16 protein-coding genes are annotated in these 13,904 nt (G+C 43.6%); 4 read left to right on the top strand and 12 right to left on the bottom strand.

Going from position 1 to position 13,904, the window contains the following annotated elements:
* Positions 1 to 54: 54 nt before the first annotated feature.
* On the top strand, positions 55 to 843 hold the full coding sequence (locus tag BEL04_RS00695; RefSeq protein ID WP_065999118.1) for a DUF3050 domain-containing protein: 789 nt from the start codon (positions 55 to 57) through the stop codon (positions 841 to 843).
* A gap of 53 nt (positions 844 to 896) precedes the next feature.
* Here the strand turns inward: BEL04_RS00695 and BEL04_RS00690 are convergent, their stop codons facing one another.
* Positions 897 to 1,733 (bottom strand): aminotransferase class IV, encoded by an 837-nt coding sequence (locus BEL04_RS00690; protein WP_065999110.1) that lies wholly within the window; start codon positions 1,731 to 1,733, stop codon positions 897 to 899.
* A 21-nt stretch (positions 1,734 to 1,754) separates the two neighbouring features.
* Positions 1,755 to 2,798, bottom strand: a complete 1,044-nt coding sequence (locus tag BEL04_RS00685; protein ID WP_065999109.1) for an RluA family pseudouridine synthase — start codon at positions 2,796 to 2,798, stop codon at positions 1,755 to 1,757.
* A 99-nt stretch (positions 2,799 to 2,897) separates the two neighbouring features.
* Between BEL04_RS00685 and BEL04_RS00680 the strand changes: the two genes are divergently transcribed.
* The 3 genes from BEL04_RS00680 to BEL04_RS00670 all read left to right on the top strand — a co-directional run bounded on the left by BEL04_RS00680 (position 2,898) and on the right by BEL04_RS00670 (position 5,954).
* Positions 2,898 to 3,806 (top strand): 1-aminocyclopropane-1-carboxylate deaminase/D-cysteine desulfhydrase, encoded by a 909-nt coding sequence (locus BEL04_RS00680; protein WP_065999108.1) that lies wholly within the window; start codon positions 2,898 to 2,900, stop codon positions 3,804 to 3,806.
* Positions 3,807 to 3,948: 142 nt separating this feature from the next.
* Positions 3,949 to 5,280, top strand: coding sequence for an L-lysine 6-transaminase (gene lat / locus BEL04_RS00675; RefSeq protein ID WP_065999107.1), 1,332 nt, complete (start codon positions 3,949 to 3,951; stop codon positions 5,278 to 5,280).
* A 224-nt stretch (positions 5,281 to 5,504) separates the two neighbouring features.
* Entirely contained in the window at positions 5,505 to 5,954 is a 450-nt protein-coding gene (locus BEL04_RS00670) for a hypothetical protein (protein WP_065999105.1), read from the top strand.
* Between the two features lie 67 nt (positions 5,955 to 6,021).
* On the opposite strand, the gene BEL04_RS00665 is transcribed toward BEL04_RS00670, so the two are convergent.
* From BEL04_RS00665 to mce, 10 genes are all read right to left on the bottom strand, one after another.
* Positions 6,022 to 6,363 carry a helix-turn-helix domain-containing protein gene (locus tag BEL04_RS00665; RefSeq protein ID WP_065999104.1) on the bottom strand — a complete coding sequence of 114 codons (342 nt, stop codon included), beginning with the start codon at positions 6,361 to 6,363 and terminating at the stop codon, positions 6,022 to 6,024.
* A gap of 58 nt (positions 6,364 to 6,421) precedes the next feature.
* Complete coding sequence (gene murC / locus BEL04_RS00660) at positions 6,422 to 7,807, bottom strand: UDP-N-acetylmuramate--L-alanine ligase (RefSeq protein ID WP_065999100.1); 1,386 nt, start codon at positions 7,805 to 7,807, stop codon at positions 6,422 to 6,424.
* A gap of 128 nt (positions 7,808 to 7,935) precedes the next feature.
* Complete coding sequence (gene prmA / locus BEL04_RS00655; protein ID WP_066003278.1) at positions 7,936 to 8,766, bottom strand: 50S ribosomal protein L11 methyltransferase; 831 nt, start codon at positions 8,764 to 8,766, stop codon at positions 7,936 to 7,938.
* Between the two features lie 38 nt (positions 8,767 to 8,804).
* Positions 8,805 to 9,590, bottom strand: coding sequence for a hypothetical protein (locus BEL04_RS00650; RefSeq protein ID WP_139112886.1), 786 nt, complete (start codon positions 9,588 to 9,590; stop codon positions 8,805 to 8,807).
* A 44-nt stretch (positions 9,591 to 9,634) separates the two neighbouring features.
* On the bottom strand, positions 9,635 to 10,393 hold the full coding sequence (tpiA, locus tag BEL04_RS00645; RefSeq protein ID WP_065999088.1) for a triose-phosphate isomerase: 759 nt from the start codon (positions 10,391 to 10,393) through the stop codon (positions 9,635 to 9,637).
* A gap of 1 nt (position 10,394) precedes the next feature.
* Positions 10,395 to 11,582 (bottom strand): putative sugar nucleotidyl transferase, encoded by a 1,188-nt coding sequence (locus BEL04_RS00640; protein ID WP_065999085.1) that lies wholly within the window; start codon positions 11,580 to 11,582, stop codon positions 10,395 to 10,397.
* 69 nt (positions 11,583 to 11,651) lie between these two features.
* Entirely contained in the window at positions 11,652 to 11,897 is a 246-nt protein-coding gene (locus tag BEL04_RS00635) for a type B 50S ribosomal protein L31 (RefSeq protein ID WP_065999083.1), read from the bottom strand.
* A gap of 120 nt (positions 11,898 to 12,017) precedes the next feature.
* Positions 12,018 to 12,578, bottom strand: coding sequence for a DUF6252 family protein (locus BEL04_RS00630; protein ID WP_139112885.1), 561 nt, complete (start codon positions 12,576 to 12,578; stop codon positions 12,018 to 12,020).
* A 377-nt stretch (positions 12,579 to 12,955) separates the two neighbouring features.
* A complete protein-coding gene (locus BEL04_RS00625) occupies positions 12,956 to 13,420 on the bottom strand; it encodes an SMI1/KNR4 family protein (protein ID WP_065999079.1) in 465 nt (154 codons plus the stop codon).
* A gap of 16 nt (positions 13,421 to 13,436) precedes the next feature.
* Positions 13,437 to 13,838, bottom strand: a complete 402-nt coding sequence (gene mce, locus BEL04_RS00620) for a methylmalonyl-CoA epimerase (protein WP_065999078.1) — start codon at positions 13,836 to 13,838, stop codon at positions 13,437 to 13,439.
* Between the last annotated feature and the right edge of the window lie 66 nt (positions 13,839 to 13,904).

Below are 13,904 nucleotides of genomic sequence, written 5' to 3'. Positions count from 1 at the left end.
ACTTTTTTTATTACTCATGTCCTATCCCGATACTTGCGGCAAAATAATTTATAAATGACTGCAAACGACAGGATAGCACAACTAAATAAAGACATCGAACCGCTCCGGGTGCAATTAATCAATCACCCGCTTTATAAAAATATCAACTCGATTGAAGATCTGTGCGTTTTCATGGAGCACCATGTATTTGCCGTTTGGGATTTTATGTCGCTGCTCAAATCGTTGCAACAAAAACTCACCTGCGTTACCACGCCATGGATGCCGGTTGGCAGCGCCGATACCCGTTATCTCATCAACGAAATAGTAGCCGGCGAGGAAAGCGATGTGGACGAAAACGGAGATCGCGCCAGTCATTTTGAACTCTACCTGAAAGCCATGCAGCAGGCGGGCTGTAACCCTGTCGCTATAGAAAGCCTGTTTGCGCGCTTACAAAATGGCGCAGGCATTGATTGGGCTTTGGCCGATGAAAATATACCCGAGACCGTTCGCAATTTTGTAGGTTATACCTTTGATGTAATTACCAACGAGCCCGACTATATACAGGCAGCGGTATTCACCTTCGGCCGTGAGGACCTGATACCCGCCATGTTTACCAATATGGTGAAAGAGATCGGCGAGCAAATACCGGGCAAGGTTGATGTGCTGTTATATTATTTGGAAAGGCATATCGAGGTCGACGGCGACCATCACTCGCAACTGGCTTACCAGATGACTGCCGACCTTTGCGGGGATAACAACCAAAACTGGGCCGATGCCACCGATGCGGTTAAAGATGCTTTACAGGCAAGGATAGATCTGTGGGACGGGATACAGGAAGCGATTACGGTAACTCAGGAGCTATAATTTGATTCCACTGAGTCTTGTTTGATTCCACCGATTAAATCAGTAAAATCCTACTAAACATTATTCAGTTCCTCAATCAGCACCTTACTTTTTTCGTTAAAATAACGTTTGCCGGCAAAGCCCATTACCCATTGTATGCCGCGGCTGGCATTGGTTAAAAATACCTCTTCGGCTTCGTTAAGGATGGCTGGGTCTATTTGTGCCTCGGTAACCGGCATTTCTGCCTTAGCGGCAATATCCATCACCACCTGGCGCATTACGCCGCCTATACATCCTTCGCTTAAAGCAGGGGTATAAATCTGATCCTGATACACCACGAACACATTGGCGCTGATCGCCTCGCACAGGTGCCCGTTCTGGTTCAGGATAAATGCTTCGTCGAGCCGGTTTTGATTCTTAAAAATACCCGCCATGACGTACACCAGCGAGTTGCAGGTTTTATAATTGGAAATGCTGTTGATGGGCTTGGGTATATCGTTATACATATCCATAATAAGGCCTTTTGTATTCAAAAAATACCGGGGCTCGTCAACCGGCTGTATCTCGATACAATAACCCATTTTATTCTGGCTGGGCGAATAAAAGCCCTCGGCATCGCGGTAAACGGTGAGGCGCAGGCGGCCGTGCTTAATTTTGTTACGCGCGGCCAGTTCTTCGCATTTGTCCTTTAAAAACCAGCTGTCCATTTGCGAATATCCGTCAATATGCAACGCTTTCATACCCTTTTGCAGGCGGTCCGCATGCATATCCACAAATTTGAGCTTACCTTTCATTAACCGCATACTCTCAAACAAACCGTCGCCGTATTTAAAACCGCGGTTGCCAACCGTGATCAGCCGGTTGCCCGCAGGTACTAATTCGCCGTTAAAATTGATATATATGGGTGTCATGTAAGTATCTGTAACAATAAATCAACTGTTTTGCTCTGTTGTAGCCTGCATATATTTTCGCCACCTGGCCAGTACCGACTCAAAGTCCTCAGGCAAAGGCGCTTCAAAATGCAGGCGCTTACGCAACGTTGGGTGTACGAAGCCCAGGGTTTGCGCATGCAGGGCCTGGCGCGGCATCAGTTCAAAGCAATTTTCAACAAACTGTTTGTATTTACTGAATACGGTTCCTTTTAAAATAGCATCGCCACCATAAGTGGCATCGCTGAACAGCGGGTGGCCAATATGCCGCATGTGTGCACGGATCTGGTGCGTACGGCCGGTTTCGAGCTCGCACTCTATCAGGGTAACGTAGTTCAGGCGCTCCAAAACCTTATAATGCGTTACGCTCCATTTTCCCCTTTCGGGATCATCGTAGATGCTCATTACGCGGCGGTCTTTCACACTGCGGCCAATGTAGCCAGTCACGGTGCCGTCAGCTTCAAGGTCGCCCCAAACCAGGGCAATGTATTTACGGGTGATGGTATGTTCAAAAAACTGGCGGGCCAGCCAGGTCATAGCGCGTTCGTTTTTGCTGATGAGCAATAACCCTGATGTATCCTTATCTATGCGATGTACCAGGCCCGGCCGGCCGTCGTTACCCGGCAAGGTAGGCAACTGCTGAAAGTGATATACCAGTGCATTCACTAATGTACCCGTATAGTTATTATAACCGGGATGCACAACCATGCCCGCAGGCTTATTAACCACCAGCACATCGTCGTCCTCGTAAACTATATTGAGCGCGATATTTTCGGGGTAAACCTCGGTATCACGCGGCGGGTGCGGCAGTACTACCGATATCACATCCAGCGGTTTTACCCTGTAGCTTGGCTTGATTGTTTTATCGTTTACCAGCACATTACCAAGGTCGATAGCGTTCTGAATTCGGTTGCGCGACGCATTTTCGACGCGGTGCATCAAAAATTTATCAATGCGCAGCAAACCCTGGCCTTTATCCACAACAATGCGCAGATGCTCGTAAAGGTCCTGTTCTTCGCTTTCAAAAACTTCGGGTTCGTGGTTCATCGCCGCAAAAATACTTGTTTTTTTATGGCTATCTAATTTATAAAATAAATGTACTTTTAATCGGATCGCAGTAGCAAGCCACCTTGTTACTTTTTTCAGATGAAAGCCATTGACCTCGAAATATTTAGTCCGGTTACGCAGATAACACACCCGCTTTTGAGCCAAAAACAGGTTCGGCTGTTTATCAAGCGCGACGATCTGATCCACCCCGTCATCTCGGGCAACAAATGGCGCAAGCTCAAATATATATTGCAAAAGGCGCGTAATGAAAGCAAAAATCACCTGGTTACTTTCGGCGGCGCTTACTCCAATCATTTGCTGGCTACAGCAGCAGCCGGGGCGTTGTTTGGTTTTAAAACCACCGGCTTTGTACGCGGCGAAGACGTCGAAAATGATCATTTGTTTTTATGCCGCCTTTATGGGATGCAATTGCTGTTTACCGATCGCGGAAGCTATCGCGATAAGCCGAACCTGTTTAACCAGACCTTTGGCAGTGATGCTGATGCCTTTTTCATTGACGAAGGCGGCGCAAGCCACGAAGCCGCAAAGGGTTGCAGCGAATTGGTTGCCGAGCTGACCGAAACCTACAATCATCTATTCTGTGCTTGCGGCACAGGCACAACTGCTGCGGGTATTGTTAACGGCATAACTGAGCATAGTTTAACAACGCAATTCCACGCCGTACCTGTCTTTAAAAATGGAGGTTTTATTGCCGATGAGATCGCCAGGTATCTCACAATTCCTGCATCATCCTATCAGCTTCATCTCGATTATCACTTCGGCGGTTATGCCAAAACCACACCGGATCTAATTGCCTTTATCAGGGAGTTTATTGCCCTTACCGGGATGCTTATCGACCCGGTTTACACAGGCAAAATGCTGTACGCGATCTTTGATCTGCTGGCAAAGGGGTACTTCACTCCGGGAAGTAAAATTTTAGCCGTACATACCGGCGGAATCTGGGGGCTACTGGGCATGAAAGAGAAGTTTTCCGTCATATCAAAATAATAATCCGGGGATACCTTCTTTGATTAGAGTTCAAAAACATACTTTAAATTGTTTAAACCTACTTTTTGAGCTTTGAGTTCAAAAACCTCAAAATTTTGATAATTTAAGGCTTTTTGGTAAATTTGAAACAAACAAAAAGCCTATGTATAACCTAAATGTACCCGTATCCGATGTCCATTCCGTTTTGGGAAAACATATTTTAGCTGATGGTTTCGACCTCGTTTTTGATATGGAAAAAAGTAAGGGCGTGTACATTCACGATGCCAAGTATAACCGCACTTTGCTCGACTTTTTTACCTGCTTTGCATCGGTGCCTTTGGGTTATAATCACCCTAAAATGGTGGAAGATGAGGCGTTCAAAAACAGTCTGATGCTGGCCGCTCTTATCAACCCCTCGAACTCGGATATTTATACCAAAGAGTATGCAGCTTTTATGCAGATGTTTGATAAAGTTGGCATACCAGCTTACTTGCCTCATGCCTTCTTTATCTCGGGAGGGGCGCTGGCTATCGAAAATGCTTTAAAGGTCGCCATGGACTGGAAGGTGCAGAAAAACTTTGCCAAAGGCCGCACTACCGAAAAGGGTTTTAAGGTGATCCATTTTGAGCACGCGTTTCACGGCCGCAGCGGTTATACCATGAGTTTGACCAACACAAGCCCCGAAAAAACAAAATGGTATGCCCAGTTTGATTGGCCGCGTATCTCTACTCCCATCATCCACTTCCCCGAAACTGAAGAAAGTAAGGCCGACCTGCTGCGCCGCGAAGCACATTCGATTGAGCAGATCAAGGCTGCCTTTGCGACTAACCCCGACGATATATGCGCCATCATTATCGAACCTGTACAATCCGAAGGTGGCGATAACCACGTGCGCCGGGAGTTTTTAGAACAATTGCGCCTGCTTGCTGACGAAAACGACGCTATGTTGATATACGATGAGATCCAGACCGGTGTTGGCATTACGGGCAAATTCTGGTGCCATGAGCATTTTGGCGAAAAGGCTCGTCCGGATATACTGGCGTTCGGTAAAAAAATGCAGATCTGCGGCATTTTGGCCGGTACGAAGGTTGACGAGATCGCCACTAATGTATTTAACGTACCGTCGCGCATTAACTCAACCTGGGGCGGCAATTTGGTTGATATGGTAAGGGCAACCAAAATACTTGAAATAATACACGAAGATAACCTTTGCGACAATGCCGCTCAAACCGGCGCTTACCTGCAACAGGAGTTGTTGCTGCTATCACAAAAATTTGATATGATGAGCAACGTGCGCGGGCGTGGGTTATTAACATCTTTTGATTTCAAGAACCGGGAGATGAGAGACATTTTCATCAAAAAAGGCATGGAGCAAAATGTGATGTTTTTGGGTTGCGGAAACCAAACAATACGCTTCAGACCCGCTTTAACGATGAAAAAAGCTCACATTGACGAAGGGATAAATGTTGTGCAAAACGTACTACGTAAGTTTTAGTTGAATTGCAGAATATTATTGAAAGGATTATACAGCAAAAATGTTATTAATTTTTTTACAAATAATAAACACTTTTAGCCGTATAAAACGTTGTTTATTAGTATAATTGAGGCAAAATACGTAAACTATTTCCCCGAATTATACGTAATTAACAAAATTTAACTATAATATTCAAAGCACAAAAGAACACAACACCCTAACATTCAATTACTTACTTAGTTATCATGAGCAAACACACCGAAAAATTAAGAAAGCAACTTTTGGAGATATCAGAAGTTGTAAACGCATTCAAGTCCGAAGCGGTACAGGTTAAAATCATCGATAGGCTGCTCGACAGCATTATGGATGGCGACAGGCACGAATTTGAAGGAGATGGTTTGAAACTGCAGGACCGCAGGGCCGCCAAAAGAGGCTATGAAGATGCGGGAGCCGACAGCAGGATCAGGGGACGTAAAAAACCCGGAGCTACAAAGATCCTTAACCAAATCATCCACACTGATTTCTTTAACGAGCCAAGGTCAATTTCGACCATTGCTCAGTACTGTAAAGACCAGTACGATTCAGATTTCAAAACTTCCGAGTTGTCGGGTATCTTGTTAAAACTTTCGAACGAGAACAAACTTAAACGCGAAAGAAACAACGAAAACAATCGTTTTGATTACGTAAAACCGTAATTGCACAAAACAAAAAGGCCGGTAATACTCCCCATATTACCGGCTTTTTTATGCTATAAGGCTTGTGTTAAGCAGTAACCTTGTTCAGTCTCAGTTCTTCATAAAGTTCAATCACTTTCTTTTGCAGGTCAATTACTTCAGCTTCGCGGTCGCTTAATTTTTTGATAACTGCATCCAGCTCAGAGTTATATTTTTGCTCTTGTTCGGCATCGTTAAAGGTTAGTAGCTGAACAACGCTCATCTCAAACAAAATTGAAATTTGCTCAAGACGCGACAAGTTAATGTCGGTAATACCTGTTTCAATTTTTGAGAATGCCGGGATAGAAATGTCTAAACGTTTGGCAACGTCTTCCTGACTCCAGCCTCTTTGATGACGTAAAAGGCGGATCTTTTTTCCAAGTGTTTTCATGTTGTTAAATTAATTAGGATAAGGATTGATTCACAAGGCATAAATCTAAGATAATTTTTTAATTAATGATTTGTGTATGAGTAAATTTATGCAATAATTTTTCTGTTAACTTATTCAGATCGACACCGCCGAAATTGCCCGAACTCATAAAAAGCAGGTTTTTATTTTGTATTTCAACTGCTTCAACATGTTTCAGCAACTCTTCGGCATGGTTAAATACGGTAATATCCTCCCGCGAAAAAGCATCCTTAACAACCTCTGCCGGGTATGGTTCCATCTTTTTTTGCTGAAAGGTATGTTCGTCAATAAAAACAATTGCCTCGTCGGCTTCGTCCATCGTGTGGGCGTACTCGCCTAAAAAGTCTTTGTTCAGGCTGCTAAACGTATGCAGTTCTATCAGTGCCAGGAGTTTTCTATCAGGAAACTGCGCTTTAACGGCGTGTATAGTTGCCTTTAATTTGGATGGCGAGTGTGCAAAATCTTTATATACATTAATACCATCGCCTTTACCTAACAACTCCAATCGCCTCGCAGCGCCTTTAAAAGCAGTAATAGCTTCGTAGAACTGATCTTCTTCAATACCCAGCTCCAGGCATATCAGGCGTGCGGCCTCGGTGTTCAGCAGGTTGTGCTCGCCAAATACCTGCAGTGGGTAAGTTTTCTGGTTATGTATCAAACTGGTTATGCCATCGGTTATCTTAAACTGCGGTAAATTGTAAGGTATTTTTGCAACGGGGGCATCGCTGGCGTTCACAACTTCAGCCAATACCTGGTCCTGCTCACTGTAAATCACTTTACCTCCCGTCTCCATAGTTTTTAAGAAACCGGCAAATTGATCAGTGTAAATCCCGAAGGTCGGGAATACATTGATGTGGTCCCAGGCTATGCCACTTAACACGGCAAGATTGGCCTTGTACAGAAAGAATTTCGGCCGCCTGTCAATAGGCGAAGAGAGATATTCATCCCCTTCTATCACAATAACAGGCGCATCATGCGTGAGCTTAACCATGGTATCAAAGCCCTCTAACTGAGCGCCTACCATGTAATCGAAGTTTTTACCGGCTGTTTTAAGCACATGCAATATCATCGATGTGATGGTGGTTTTGCCATGGCTGCCACCTATTACTACACGAATTTTATCTTTGCTTTGCTCATAAATGTATTCCGGGTACGAGTATATTTTCAGGCCAAGCTCCTGTGCTTTCAGCAATTCGGGGTTATCTGCCCGGGCGTGCATGCCCAATATAATCGCATCAATCTCTTTAGTGATCTTCGCTGGAAACCACCCCTGTTCTATAGGCAATAACCCGCGTTTTGCAAGGCGGGAAACGGAAGGCTCAAAAAGCACATCGTCAGATCCGCTTACGGTAAATCCTTTATCGTGCAGCGCAATAGCCAGATTGTGCATAGCACTTCCTCCGATAGCTATAAAATGTACCCGCATTTAAATTTATTACTTTTAAGGAAAATCACAGGCAAATAAACAAATTAATTTTATATTTAGGTAATTGTATACGGAGTTATAACTACCTGTGTTGAAGATTGTTAATAATTTGCCGGGATGTTAAAAACTTAATTAACGAATTTGGCGGCAACCCAGTCTTTCATTTTTTTATGTGCAATGTATTTCAGCCCCAGTTTCCCGGCTGCTTCGGTAATGATTTCCAGGTCGGGCTCTTCATAAAAACCGCTGAAATAAATCTCACCATCGGGTTTCAAAACCTCCACATACCTGTCCATTTGTTCGAGTAAGATGTTGCGGTTAATATTCGCCAGGATAATATCATATTGCTCGCCGGGGATAGCCTCTTTAGAGCCGCAAATAGCCGTGATATTATCACTTTGATTAAGCGTACAATTCTCTATGGTGCTCTCGTAACAAACCGGGTCGTAATCAATCGCTACTAATCGCTCTGCCCCCATTTTTGATGCCAGGATGGCCAGTATACCCGTCCCGCAGCCCATATCCAGCACTTCTTTACCGGTGTAATCGGTTTCGAGCATCCACTCCATCATCATAGATGTGGTTTGGTGATGCCCGGTGCCGAAAGCCATTTTAGGATCAATGACAACTTCATATTTAAACTCGGGTTTAGCCGGGTGAAAAGTAGCCCGCACGTATACCTGATCCTTTATTTCTATGGGTTCAAAATTGCTTTCCCATACCTCGTTCCAGTTTTTTTGCGGGATGAGCTCTATTTCGTAGCTAAATAACTCCGAATAGGGCTGCAGGATAGCCGCAAGCGATTCTTTATCCAAAACCTCGGCCGGTATATAGGCTTTAAAGCCGGTATCGGTATCTTCAAAAGTATCAAAACCAAAGTCGGCCAGGTCGTTGATCAGCAGGTCCTGCCGGTAGGCTTCATCGGTATGGATAGTGAAATTATATTCGTAGTAGTTCATTTTTTTAGTATTGCGTATTGCGATGTGAGACTGGTACTTCATTCTTTCCTCAGTCTCCACATGCCAAAGGGATTACCATATAGGTCATGATCTTTATAGGGTTGATTTGGCTCTTCCAATATGCGGTATTTAGGTGAATCTGCATCTCTTGCAAATGTTTGTCTGTCTAAAATCGTCGGTAAATCAATTTCTTGATAAAAGCCAAAAACAGCAAGTAAAGTCATCGCATCATAAAACTCCTCGCCTGATACTACGGTATCCTTCAAACCTAAATTATGCATGCCACAAGTGAAAACAGAACCATCGGGTTGTATTATAGTATCCAATACAAACATCCTATAAAGGTTACCCGGTTGAAAGTTTTCCGCTAAATCCATCCAATGCTCTTTATTAAAAGCTTTTCCGGTGGTTTCTACTTTTACACCAATCCCACCACTCCGGAGAATTGCTGCACCCGCCTTTGCAATTGATAACGCTTTTTCGAATGCCCCTGTTTCCGCCTTTAGGTAAATTACTGAATTATGTTTGGCAATCTCTTCTAAAAACTCCTTCGATAATTGATTAACTCTTCCTGCAAATTCAAATGATTTTTTTATCTGTTCGTCGTTCCCGTATATTTCCATCTCATAATGCTTTGGTGGAAACAAACTCATTACAAAACCGGCGGCGTAAAGATATTGTCCATCGTTAGCTTCTATAAGAGACTCCGCGAACTCATCAACATCTTTCCAGGGACCGGGAATACACAATATCGATTGAACTACCGGCGTTTGTTGCACAGCGACTTTTTTGTTTTTGTTAAAAAAATCGAAAGAAAACTTCATGCCGAATAAAGTTGAAGGCAATGCAAACTCCCGCCAGATCCAAATCAATTAAACACCTTCAAAATATCCACAAAATCCCTTGCCTTGAGTGATGCACCGCCGATCAGGCCGCCGTCGATATCTTCTTTGGCAAAAAGCTCCGGGGCGTTTTTGGGGTTGCAGCTGCCGCCGTATAAAATAGTGATGCCATCGGCTACAGCCTGACTGTATTTTGCAGCAATTTCTTTACGGATAAAAGCGTGGATCTCCTGCGCCTGATCGGCCGTAGCAGTTACACCGGTGCCAATGGCCCAAACGGGTTCGTAAGCGATCACTACTTTGGCAAAATCATCGGCGCTTAAATGAAAGATGCCTTCAACCAATTGCGATTTGATCACATCAAAATGCGTATTGGCTTCGCGCTCCTGCAAAGTTTCGCCGATACAGAAGATTGGTTTCAGGTTATGCTTTAAAACGGTATCGGTCTTTTTAGCCAGCAACCCGTTGGTTTCGCCAAAATACTGGCGGCGCTCCGAGTGGCCCAGTATCACGTAAGCCGCTCCAACCGAGGCGATCATCTTAGCTGATATTTCGCCGGTATAGGCGCCGCTTTCGTTTTGATGTGCATTTTGTGCGCCAACTGCAATGTTACCTTTAGCTAAAGCAGCCAGGCTTTGTAAATGGATAAACGGACTGCAAACGATGGCTTGTTGTACACCGGTAATATCGGTTTTAATCAGATCGCTCACCTCGTTAAACAAAGCTAAACCTTCGGCGTAATCAAGGTTCATTTTCCAGTTGCCGGCTACTATTTTTTGTCTCATTTTAAAAATGTCTGTATGGTTTGGTTAATTCAAATACTTCTTTCAATATGTTTTGCTCGTTCTCATCGAAGCTGCGGTTCTCGCGGCGCTCAAAAACCTTGGCTGCAGTTTCAAATACCTTATTCAGCGCGTATATTTCAAAGCCATGTGCACCGCCCCAGGCAAAGTCGGGTATGTAGTTACGCGGGTAACCTGCTCCAAATACGTTGGCGCTTACGCCAACCACCGTACCGGTGTTAAACATGGTGTTGATGCCGCATTTGGAGTGATCGGCCATAATTAACCCGCAAAACTGCAAGCCTGTTTTACGGAAGTGCTGCGTGCCGTAATCCCAAAGTTTTACCTCGGCATAGTTATTTTTAAGGTTGGAGTTATTGCTGTCGGCGCCGATATTGCACCACTCGCCTAATACCGAATTGCCCAGGTAACCTTCGTGGCCCTTGGCCGAGTAGCCCCATAAAATGGCGTTGTTGATCTCTCCGCCAACCCGGCAATAGGGGCCAACGGTGGTCCCTCCGTATATTTTGGTACCCATTTTTACCTGCGAGTTATTGCACAATGCAAACGAGCCGCGGATGTTGGTACCTTCCCAAACCTCGCTGTTATTGCCTATGTATATCGGCCCGTTTTTGGTATTAAAGGTTGAGCACTCGGCCTGGGCGTCATCTTCAATAAAGATATCATCACCAATAAGGGTATTAGTGCTGCTTATTTTGGCGCTTGTACGCCCTTTTGTTTGCAGTATAAAATCCTTTTTAAGCTCGGTATCGTTATTGCGAAAGATATCTTCGGGGTAACGCAGGGCAACAAAATTGCCATCGTAGTTTACCGGTTTATAGTTCGACGTAACTGCCGGGTTAAATTCCTTTGCGTCGGTTTCGTTAAGCTTTACAGCGATAAACAAGCCGTCTTTTAGCAAAGCTTCATTACCGTGAAGGTTCGCGATTGCATCAATCAACGCCTCATCCGGGCAAACCGAACCATTGATAAACAGGTTACGCTCTTCGAGCTTAATAGGAAATTTGCCTTGCAGGTAAGCTTGTGTATGGAACGAATAACCATGCTTTAAACTCTTGGCCCACTTCTGGGCTATGGTTAAAATACCTATACGCAAATCGCCAACCGGGCGGGTATAAGTTAAGGGGCGTAGGGTAAGGTGTGCGTTATCGTCGAAAAGGATGATTGCCATTGGGCAAAAATAAAAAAAGTCCCGACTGCAAAGCCGGGACTTTTGAAATATTTATGATTACAACAGTTATTAACGGTTGTAACGGCTTTTAAATTTATCGATACGCCCTGCGGTATCCACCAGCTTCATCTTACCGGTATAGAATGGGTGCGACGTATGCGAGATCTCTAATTTAACCAGTGGGTAATCGTTACCGTCTTCCCATTTAATGGTTTCTTTGGTATCGATGCATGATTTGGTTAAAAAAGCGTAGTCGTTAGACAGGTCTTTAAAAACCACTAATCTATAATTTTTTGGATGCAGGTCTTTCTTCATTATTTAAACTTCCTTTCAAAAGAGGTGCAAATATATGGTAAAAATTCAAAACTAAAAATTAAAAAACAAAAAAAGATTAGGGATGTATTCCTTGTCTTTCACGCGAAAAAATTATCTGTTTTATTGCTTTTTAAATGTATACGGTAAATTGTTAAACGCACCGCCGGTTACCGAATTAACTGTTAACGAGGTAATATTGCCCCCGGTATCATAAGTGTACGAAACCGTATTAAAAGTAAATGTACCCGTCATGGTCATTTTTACCGAGTCGACCGCCGATATGCTTACATAGCCCGATTTTACCGTACCCTGTGGCACAAATGTGGTGCTGGTACTGCTGGCGGCCCTGGCGTAACTGGCTACAACTTTGCCGGTAGCGTCGATATTAAACGTACCGGTGGGGAAGCCGTTGCCTACGCTGCTGGCGTTGGGTTGCGTTACTGCAAAATTTACCTGCTGTGTGCCAAGTGTACCGGTAACCGTAAATACCCTGTTTTTTGCTGCGGCTGTATACGCTACCTGGGCATTATAAGCAGTAGGCACCCATAAAGTATCGTTAACGTAAGATGAAAAGGTATAAAGGGCCGTGTTAGTAGTAGTAGCACTTTCGCTGTCTTTTTTACAGTATTGTAGCAACAATGCCGATAAAACCAGAACAACAGCAAGAGTAAATTTTTTCATGTATAACTTTTTAAGCATAACGCCTTTTTCGTGGACTATAATATAAGTTTGCTGCGAATGTAAATTTTTTCTGTTTAGCCTCATCATACCAAAGCCATAAACGGCCCAAAAGTAGCGTTTATTTAACATACTTTAACAAAAATTTACAGGTTGGTGTTAGGTGGATACCGTGTTTTGAGTATCGGAAGAAGTTATCGAAAGATAAAAGGCGAATAAATTGGTTATTTCAAATTCGATAAGTTTTTATCAATAGAGCTTATTTCTTAGTGCTTTATTTAATAAAATTAGCTTTACTTGGGCGTTGCCTACGGCCGCGCTTTCCCTGCCCGTCCGGCAGGCGGGCGCTGCTATCTAACGCGGAGTAGAGCTTGAAAGGGTCAAAAGTAGTTATCTATCTCGTTTACGTACTTACCAATGTATTCATCAAATGAATTTGCGACCAACTTATACTTATCGCCGCAAATAATGTAAATCTCGTTAACATTTGTCCTGATCTTGCTTAGCCTTATCGCATAAACAAAAACATGAATACTATAATTAGCAAATACATAATAGTATTCATGATCAGGCAGTGTATTAACTATATTTGTAAAATCAGGCACTCCGCAAAAATCACCGACTTCGTCGTACACAGACAAGAACTGATTCAGTGAGTAAAACTCCACTAAATATTTGTCCCAATTATTATTATTGCCGTTAAGGGTTTTAAAATACGCTCTTAAATCTTCGGGAATAAGCAAGCCGGTACGTTGCTCAAAGGCAGCTATATCTGCTTCTGTTGCGCATTCGGCAGCGTTATATTCGCCCCAATCTTCCCGAAGCTTTTCCAGGTTCTTATACATTTCTTGATTCACGATTCTACCTCATCTCCTGGCAAAGCTCTATCAAAACCCCATTAGTACCTTTCGGATGTACAAAGCAAACCAGTTTATTATCGGCACCGCGCTTGGGTTTCTCGTTCAGTAAAATAAAACCTTCGGCTTTTAAACGTTCCATTTCGGTAACAATATCATCCACATCAAAGGCAATATGATGTATGCCCTCCCCTTTCTTTTCAATAAACTTCGCAATGGCGCTTTCGGCCGAAGTAGCTTCAAGCAGTTCGATCTTATTGGGCCCGGTTTGCAAAAAAACCGTGTTCACGTATTCACTGGCCACATTTTCGGTTTTGTAAACCTTCGTATTAAGCAGCGCTTCGTAAATGCCGGCAGCCTTTTTGATGTCGCTTACTGCAATGCCGATGTGTTCGATCTTGTTCATGAACCAAATATTGCAAAATAATGACTGCCTCGTATATTTTTGACAATTGTTTGTAATGATTTTAAA

It is taken from the genome of Mucilaginibacter sp. PPCGB 2223 (assembly GCF_001705515.1).
Classification (GTDB): domain Bacteria; phylum Bacteroidota; class Bacteroidia; order Sphingobacteriales; family Sphingobacteriaceae; genus Mucilaginibacter.
The sequence above is the reverse complement of the archived record's forward strand: the minus strand, read 5'-3'. Positions and strand labels throughout refer to the sequence as shown.

What these genes read in the sequence shown, in the direction of transcription:
- murC (WP_065999100.1), bottom strand. Translation starts at nt 7,807, where the DNA reads ATGCGGGTACATTTTATAGCTATCGGAGGAAGTGCTATGCACAATCTG.
- BEL04_RS00625 (WP_065999079.1), bottom strand. Translation starts at nt 13,420, where the DNA reads ATGTATAAGAACCTGGAAAAGCTTCGGGAAGATTGGGGCGAATATAAC.
- BEL04_RS00630 (WP_139112885.1), bottom strand. Translation starts at nt 12,578, where the DNA reads ATGAAAAAATTTACTCTTGCTGTTGTTCTGGTTTTATCGGCATTGTTG.
- BEL04_RS00670 (WP_065999105.1), top strand. Translation starts at nt 5,505, where the DNA reads ATGAGCAAACACACCGAAAAATTAAGAAAGCAACTTTTGGAGATATCA.
- BEL04_RS00680 (WP_065999108.1), top strand. Translation starts at nt 2,898, where the DNA reads ATGAAAGCCATTGACCTCGAAATATTTAGTCCGGTTACGCAGATAACA.
- BEL04_RS00695 (WP_065999118.1), top strand. Translation starts at nt 55, where the DNA reads ATGACTGCAAACGACAGGATAGCACAACTAAATAAAGACATCGAACCG.
- BEL04_RS00640 (WP_065999085.1), bottom strand. Translation starts at nt 11,582, where the DNA reads ATGGCAATCATCCTTTTCGACGATAACGCACACCTTACCCTACGCCCC.
- BEL04_RS00690 (WP_065999110.1), bottom strand. Translation starts at nt 1,733, where the DNA reads ATGACACCCATATATATCAATTTTAACGGCGAATTAGTACCTGCGGGC.
- tpiA (WP_065999088.1), bottom strand. Translation starts at nt 10,393, where the DNA reads ATGAGACAAAAAATAGTAGCCGGCAACTGGAAAATGAACCTTGATTAC.
- BEL04_RS00650 (WP_139112886.1), bottom strand. Translation starts at nt 9,590, where the DNA reads ATGAAGTTTTCTTTCGATTTTTTTAACAAAAACAAAAAAGTCGCTGTG.
- prmA (WP_066003278.1), bottom strand. Translation starts at nt 8,766, where the DNA reads ATGAACTACTACGAATATAATTTCACTATCCATACCGATGAAGCCTAC.
- BEL04_RS00665 (WP_065999104.1), bottom strand. Translation starts at nt 6,363, where the DNA reads ATGAAAACACTTGGAAAAAAGATCCGCCTTTTACGTCATCAAAGAGGC.
- BEL04_RS00685 (WP_065999109.1), bottom strand. Translation starts at nt 2,798, where the DNA reads ATGAACCACGAACCCGAAGTTTTTGAAAGCGAAGAACAGGACCTTTAC.
- mce (WP_065999078.1), bottom strand. Translation starts at nt 13,838, where the DNA reads ATGAACAAGATCGAACACATCGGCATTGCAGTAAGCGACATCAAAAAG.
- BEL04_RS00635 (WP_065999083.1), bottom strand. Translation starts at nt 11,897, where the DNA reads ATGAAGAAAGACCTGCATCCAAAAAATTATAGATTAGTGGTTTTTAAA.
- lat (WP_065999107.1), top strand. Translation starts at nt 3,949, where the DNA reads ATGTATAACCTAAATGTACCCGTATCCGATGTCCATTCCGTTTTGGGA.